Raw genomic sequence first — 6,028 nt, 5'->3', positions numbered from 1 at the left:
GGCGCCGAGGGGGCTGACGTCGGTGTCGAGGGCGCGGCCGAGGTCGGCGAGGGTGCGGGCGAGGTGCAGCCCGTGGAGAGGGTCGAGGTGGACGGCGGCGGGGGCGATCTGGCGGCCGGGGCCCGTGGGGGTGATGTGGAGGCCGCCGAATTCGGCCCAGGCCTCGACGGCGGCGGGGAAGACGGCGTGGCGGTGGCCGGCCGGTGAGGTGTGTTCGCGCAGCGCGTCGGCCCAGATCTCGGCCTGTTTGATGTCCCAGCGTCCGGGTTGCCAGCCGGCGGCGCGCAGGGCGGCGTCGGTGGGTACGGGGAAGCGTGTGGTGGTGCGGTCGGGGTGCATCTGCCCTTCGTTCGTCGGGGTCGTGGGGCGGCGCGAGGCGGTGTGCGGGGCGAGGTCAGCTGTCGTCGGTGGTGGGGTCGACGATGCGGACGCCGAAGTGGGCGCTGAGGGCGGTGCAGGCGCGGCAGGGGGCGGCGAAGCTGCCGTGCAGGGGGTCGCCGTCCTCGCGGATGCGCCGGGCGGTGAGTTTCGCCTGTTTGAGTGCTTTACGGGCTTCGCCGTTGGTCATGGGTCTGCGGGTGGCGCGTCTGCTGCGGGTGGCGTCGGCCGCGGCGATGTGCCGGGAGATGAGGAGTGCTTCGGCGCAGCGGCCGGTGTAGCGGTCGCGCCGGTCGCTGGGGAGGGTGTCGAGGAAGTCCTGGACGAGGGGGTGCAGTGCGGGGGGCTGGTCGCCGCGGGCGGCGGTGCCGGTGAGGGTGGCGCCGCGGACCGAGAGGGCGGCGGCGACGGTGGGGAGTATGCCGTCGCGGCGGTGGCGCAGGACGGGCGCGTGGAGGGTCTCGTCGCTGCTCCAGCCGATGCGGGGGTCGCCGGAGCGGCTGGTGTGCGGTCCCGTTTGTGTGGCGTTCATGATCGTCATTCCCCTCCCGTGCATCCCCCGGAGGACTCAGAGTGCCAAATGGCGTGGGGTGTGGGAAAGCTGGGGCGGCGCGACACGCCCGTGTTTGGGCTGGCTGTCACGGCGGGGTGACGGCAGGTCACGGAAGTGGAGGGCCGGTGACCGGTGTCGTCGTACCGCATAGGCTGTCGGCACCGCGTGGCGCGCGGTTGACGCGCGCCTGAGACCGTTGGAGACAGTCGGATACGGAGTGTGGTGGTCGGGTCCGGATGCGGATTCGGCCGCCGGGGTCCGTCCAGAGTGCCGCAGGGGGCAACCGCCATGACGACAGGTCGGCTCGGGCAGCGAGCCGCGCCGCCGAACGCGGCCTACGCCGGGCAGGTCGTGCATTTTCCGGATCCGGTCCGGGCCGCACGCCACCCGAGAGGGGTGCGGGTGGACGAGCACGGCTACCCGGACTTCTCGGCCTATGCCCGTGCGGCCGCGGAGATCGCGGATCCGCCGGAGGGTTTCGGCGTCGATGAGCTGCGGCTGACGGATTACGTGTCGGCGAACGCGGCGTTGTCGGCGTCGGGGCACGAGCTGTGGGACACGGTGGACAGCGTGGCGACCCCGCACGGCTGGACGTGGCATCACGTGGTGGGCTCGCGTCGGCTGGAGTTGGTTCCGGTCGAGGTGAAGGCGTTGCTGCGGCATCACGGTGGGATCGTGACGGCGGTGGTGGATCAGGCGAAGCGTGGGACGCGGCCGTTGCAGGAGACGCGTCCGGCGCATTTCGGGCTGCCGAAGTCCGGTGTGGCGGTGTCGGAACAGCAGGTGCAGGGGGTCGAGGAGGACCTCGGGTACCGGTTGCCCGGTGCGTACCGGTCGTTCCTGAAGGCCGCGGGCGGCTGTGCCCCGGTGGGACCCGCCCTGGACGCGGAGTTGGGGCTGCTGGTGGACCAGCCGTTCTTCACGGTGCGCGACGAGGCGGCGGTCAACGATCTGGTGTACGTCAACAAGTGCCTGCGTGACCATCTGACCAAGGACTACCTGGGGGTCGCGTTCGTGCAGGGCGGTCTGCTGGCCGTGAAGGTGAAGGGCGAGCGGATCGGTTCGGTGTGGTTCTGCGCGTACGACGATGTGCGGGACGTGGATCCGGCCTGGTCGCCGGCGGAGCGGGTGGAGCGGTTGCTGCTGCCGTGCGGTGAGGATTTCGATGCCTTCCTGTCGCGGTTGGCGGGACGACCGCCCGAGTTGGAGACGGTGGCGAATCTGATGGTGGACGGTGGTTTCGCGCGGGTTGTTCCCGCTGCCGCCGGTTCTTCTGTTTCGTCCGTCGGCGTGGGGGAGTGATCCGGCGATGGTGACGTTCGCGCAGGCGCAGGAGCGCGGTGAAGAGTGGGTCAACGGGGACGTTCCGGCCTATCAGCACCGTGAGGTGCGGGTCCGCGAGTTCGGGCTCGGGTTCGTGGTGTGGGCCGAGGACCGGGCGGAGGGGCCGCGTTCGGACGGGGGCGGCCAGCGGCTGGTGCTCGCCCGGGACAGTGGTGAGGCCACGTTGTGGCCGGCGCTGCCGGTGGGCGAGGTGGTCCGCCGCTACGAGGAGGAGTACGGCCGTCCGGAGGGTGAGCCGGAGCCCGCGCCGGCGCCTGCGGCGCGGGTGGATCTGAATCAGACGTCGTTCCTGCTGTCGCCGCCGGAGTGGCTGCAGGAGGCGGCCGACCGGCTGGGGATCGGGGAGGCGGCTGCTTCTCCGTCGTCCGCAGCCACTCCTTCTGCCTCTGCTGCTCCTGCTGCGGCTCCGTCCGCTTCCGCTCCGGGGGCCGCTGATCCGTCGCTGCCCCGGACGCAGGCGGGGGTGCCGACGCCGCCCGCGACGCCTGTGGGGGCCACGCCGTGGGCGGGCACGGACACCAACGGCGATTCCGGTGACGACCGTTCCGTACCGCTGCCGGTGACGGTGTTCGCGCCGCAGCTGAGCGGTTCCGACGACGACGACGTACCGCCGCCGACGTCCGTGCCGGACGCCAAGACGGCGCTGATCTCGGGCGGCAGCGGGCTTCCGTCCACGACGGTCGCGCCGGCGCTACAGCACCCGGCCGGGCCGGGTGCGCCCACCCCGACTCCTCCGCCGGCCTCCAACCCGGCGCCGGTTCCGGGTGGGCCGGCGACTCCGCCGCCCCCGCCGCCGCCCGGTCCGCAGGGTGCCCCCGCGCCCGGTGGGTCGTCCTACGGCGGTCAGCAGCCGCCCGGTGTCCCGCAGCCGCCCGCCGGTCCGGGTGCTCCGAGCACGCCGTCCCGGTCGCTCGCGCCGAACGCCGGGGACATCGCCGATGCCGCCACCAGCAAGGCGGCTCCGCCGCCGCGCCGGCGGGTCGGTGGGGCGCCGCCACCGCCTCCGCCGAGCGCGCCGGGTGCGCCGGGCGTGCGGCCGGGTGCGACGCCTGCGCCTGCCGCCGGTCCGGGTGCTCCGGGTGCGTCGGCGGGCGGTTATGTGCCTACGCAGTTGGTGTCGGCGCTGGGTCCCGAGGGTCCGGGTACGCCCGGCGCTCCGGGTGCCCCTGGTGCTCCGGGTGCTTCTGGCGGGCCGAATCCGCCCGCCCCGCCGAACCAGCCGGGTGGTACGCCTCCGGGTGGGGTGCACCACGCCGCGACGATGTTCGCCGACCCGAGCCAGATGGGTCCGGGGGCGCCACAGCCGCCGGGTGCTCCCCAGCGGCCGGGTCCGCCGGGTCCGCCGGGAGTTCCGGGGGCCCCTGGTGCTCCGCAGCCTCCGGCCGCCCCCGGCATGCCCGGCGCCCACGGGTCCGCCGGTGGGGCGCAGGGTGCCGCGCACCATGCCGCGACGATGCTGGCCGGGCCGGGCGGCCCCGGCACGCCACCGCCGCCGAGCGCCCCGTACACGCCGCAGGCACCGCAGCCGCCGATGCCGCCGGGCGGGATGCCTCCGGGCGCTGGGATGCCGCCCGGTGCCATGCCTGCGCCGGGCATGCCCGGACCTGGGCAGCCTCAGGCGTACGGGTATCCCCAGCAGGGACAGCCGACCGTCGGGCCGGGCTATCAGGCCGTGCTGCGCTACCGGGCGCACGACGGGTCGGAGCAGCAGCTGATCCGGCGTTCGGCGCCGGGTACACCGCACCCGGAGTGGCAGATCTTCCATGAGTTGCGGGCGATGAACGTGCCGCCGGACCAGGTGCTGGAGCTGCACACGGAGCTGGAGTCGTGCGAGCTGCCGGGGGCCTACTGCGCGCGGATGATGCGCGAGCAGTGGCCGCAGGCGCGGATCACGAGCATCGCGCCGTACGGCACGGACCATGCGAGCCGGCAGCAGGGCATGCGCCAACTGCTGGCCCACCAGGGTGAGTTGCATCAGGTCGCCGACGGTCCCGCCCGTCCGGCCCCGGTGCGGGCGCCGTTGCAGCCGGTGCAGCCCGCGCCGCCGATCCCGCCGGAGGCGATCGCGCAGGAGATGGCCGCGGCGTTCGGGCCGGGGGTGTTCCGGTTCGAGCAGGCGGCCGTGTCCCGCCAGGGTGTGCCGCCGGTCGTGGCGCACACGCTGGTGGTGGCGGGTCTGCCGATGGACCTCGGTCCGTTCTTCTGGGCGCAGGCCCAGCCGGGGCGGCCCGTGCCGACGCTGGCGGAGCTGGCGGCGGAGCGGGGTGTGCAGCCGGCGGCGGACGCGGGGTCGTACCTCGTGATGGGCAGCGACTTCGGCAAGGCGCTGTGTGTGCAGTACGGCACGGCGAACATCGTCGCCGTGCCGGTGGAGGCGGGGCCGGGCGGGGCGCCCGTGCCGCCGCAGTTCGTGAACAGCGGGCTGCCGGAGTTCGCGCGCTGCCTCGCGCTGCTGGGGCGGATGTGGCGGCTGCGGTTCGGTCTGAACCAGGAGCAGGCGGGCCGCTGGACCGTCGACTTCCAGGCGCAGCTGGCGGCGCTGGACCCGGCGGCGCTGGGTTCGCCGGAGAGCTGGTGGTCGGTGCTGCTGGAGGAGATGTGGGACGGCCTGCTGTGAGGCGTACGTCCCGCTGACGGCCGCCGGGTGACAGCTGTGCGGGTGAGGGCCGGGCCCGGTCGTGTGACCGGGCCCGGCCCTTTCGTGTGCGTGTCCGGCCGGGGTTGACCGTGACCTGTTCGCGGAGTGTCGCGTTATGAACACTCGCGCCCGATACATCAAGATATGCGCGAAATCATCTCTTACGCGTCCGTCTGGTGGAGAGGGGTTCCAGGTGATCAGCGCTTCGATGGCACCACCCGGTTTCATGACCGTCCGCAGGCGCGGTTACCGGCCAGAACAGGTCGAGCAGTACGCCGCCGCCCTCTCGGCCGACCGGGACGCCGCCTGGGAGCGGGCTGCCCGGCTGACCGTGCTGGCCAGGGACATGGAGGCGGAGGCCGTACGGCTGCGGGAGGCGGTGAGCCGGCTGGCGCCGCAGACGTACGACGGTCTCGGTGAGCGTGCGCGGCGTATCTTCCAGCTCGCGCGGGAGGAGGCGGCGGCCGTGCGCGAAGGCGCCCGGCGCGCGGCCGAGGAACAGGTCGCGCGCGCCGAGGCCGACGCCGCCGCGCTGCGTGCGGCGGCGCGGGAGCGGGCGGACGAGACGCGCGCGGAGGCCGCGGAACGGGCCCGGCAGAAGCTGCTCGCGGCGCGCGCCGAGGCCGACGACACGCGCATCGGCGCCCGGCGCGAGGTGAAGGCGAACCGGGGCGAGGCCCTCGCGGCCCTGCGTGAGATGCGCCGGCGCACGGCGGCCCTGCTCGCCGACCAGGAGAGGGACCGGGCCGAGCGGTGGGCCGCCGCCGAACGCGAGGAGGCCGAACGGGCCGCCGCGCTCGACGCGCACCACGCGCGGCAGGTGGCACGTGCCGAGGCGGCGCTGTCGGAGGCGAAACAGGCCTTCGCCGACGCCGAGGAGGCCGCCCGCCGGCGCCAGGAGGAGGCCCACGCGCATGCCGCCGGGCTTCTCGCGGAGGCACGCGCGCGTGCGGAACACCTCGCGCGCGACACGGAACGCGTACTGCGCGAGCACGGCGAGCGGTGGGACGACGTACAGGCGCACATCGATCACGTACGCAGCAGCCTGAGCGCGCTCACGGGGCGTGCGGTGGAGTAGGCGCCCGCCCCGTGAGCGCGCTCAGGCTGCTGCGTAC

General features: G+C 74.4%; 5 protein-coding genes. 3 read left to right on the top strand and 2 right to left on the bottom strand.

Annotated elements, in window-relative coordinates; genetic code table 11:
• Together BZL64_RS36265 and BZL64_RS36260 are read right to left on the bottom strand one after the other, a co-directional pair.
• Positions 1–339 (bottom strand): SUKH-3 domain-containing protein (locus BZL64_RS36265; protein WP_086773283.1); only part of this gene is annotated, 339 nt, incomplete at its 3' end.
• 55 nt (positions 340–394) lie between these two features.
• Positions 395–919: a YwqJ-related putative deaminase gene (locus BZL64_RS36260; protein ID WP_086773282.1), complete on the bottom strand. Its 525-nt coding sequence runs from the start codon at positions 917–919 to the stop codon at positions 395–397.
• A gap of 300 nt (positions 920–1,219) precedes the next feature.
• Here BZL64_RS36260 and BZL64_RS36255 point away from each other — a divergent pair, with 300 nt between their 5' ends.
• The 3 genes from BZL64_RS36255 to BZL64_RS36245 all read left to right on the top strand — a co-directional run bounded on the left by BZL64_RS36255 (position 1,220) and on the right by BZL64_RS36245 (position 5,991).
• The gene (locus BZL64_RS36255; RefSeq protein WP_086773284.1) at positions 1,220–2,233 is read left to right on the top strand and encodes an SMI1/KNR4 family protein; all 1,014 of its coding nucleotides are present in this window, start codon (positions 1,220–1,222) and stop codon (positions 2,231–2,233) included.
• Positions 2,234–2,240: 7 nt separating this feature from the next.
• Complete coding sequence (locus tag BZL64_RS36250) at positions 2,241–4,892, top strand: SUKH-4 family immunity protein (RefSeq protein ID WP_086773281.1); 2,652 nt, start codon at positions 2,241–2,243, stop codon at positions 4,890–4,892.
• 247 nt (positions 4,893–5,139) lie between these two features.
• The gene (locus BZL64_RS36245; protein WP_086773280.1) at positions 5,140–5,991 is read left to right on the top strand and encodes a cellulose-binding protein; all 852 of its coding nucleotides are present in this window, start codon (positions 5,140–5,142) and stop codon (positions 5,989–5,991) included.
• Positions 5,992–6,028: the final 37 nt, after the last annotated feature.

Origin of the sequence: Streptomyces bobili (genome assembly GCF_002154575.1) — a bacterium.
GTDB lineage: Bacteria > Actinomycetota > Actinomycetes > Streptomycetales > Streptomycetaceae > Streptomyces > Streptomyces bobili.
The sequence above is the reverse complement of the archived record's forward strand: the minus strand, read 5'-3'. Positions and strand labels throughout refer to the sequence as shown.

What these genes read in the sequence shown, in the direction of transcription:
- BZL64_RS36260 (WP_086773282.1), bottom strand. Translation starts at nt 919, where the DNA reads ATGACGATCATGAACGCCACACAAACGGGACCGCACACCAGCCGCTCC.
- BZL64_RS36255 (WP_086773284.1), top strand. Translation starts at nt 1,220, where the DNA reads ATGACGACAGGTCGGCTCGGGCAGCGAGCCGCGCCGCCGAACGCGGCC.
- BZL64_RS36250 (WP_086773281.1), top strand. Translation starts at nt 2,241, where the DNA reads ATGGTGACGTTCGCGCAGGCGCAGGAGCGCGGTGAAGAGTGGGTCAAC.
- BZL64_RS36245 (WP_086773280.1), top strand. Translation starts at nt 5,140, where the DNA reads ATGACCGTCCGCAGGCGCGGTTACCGGCCAGAACAGGTCGAGCAGTAC.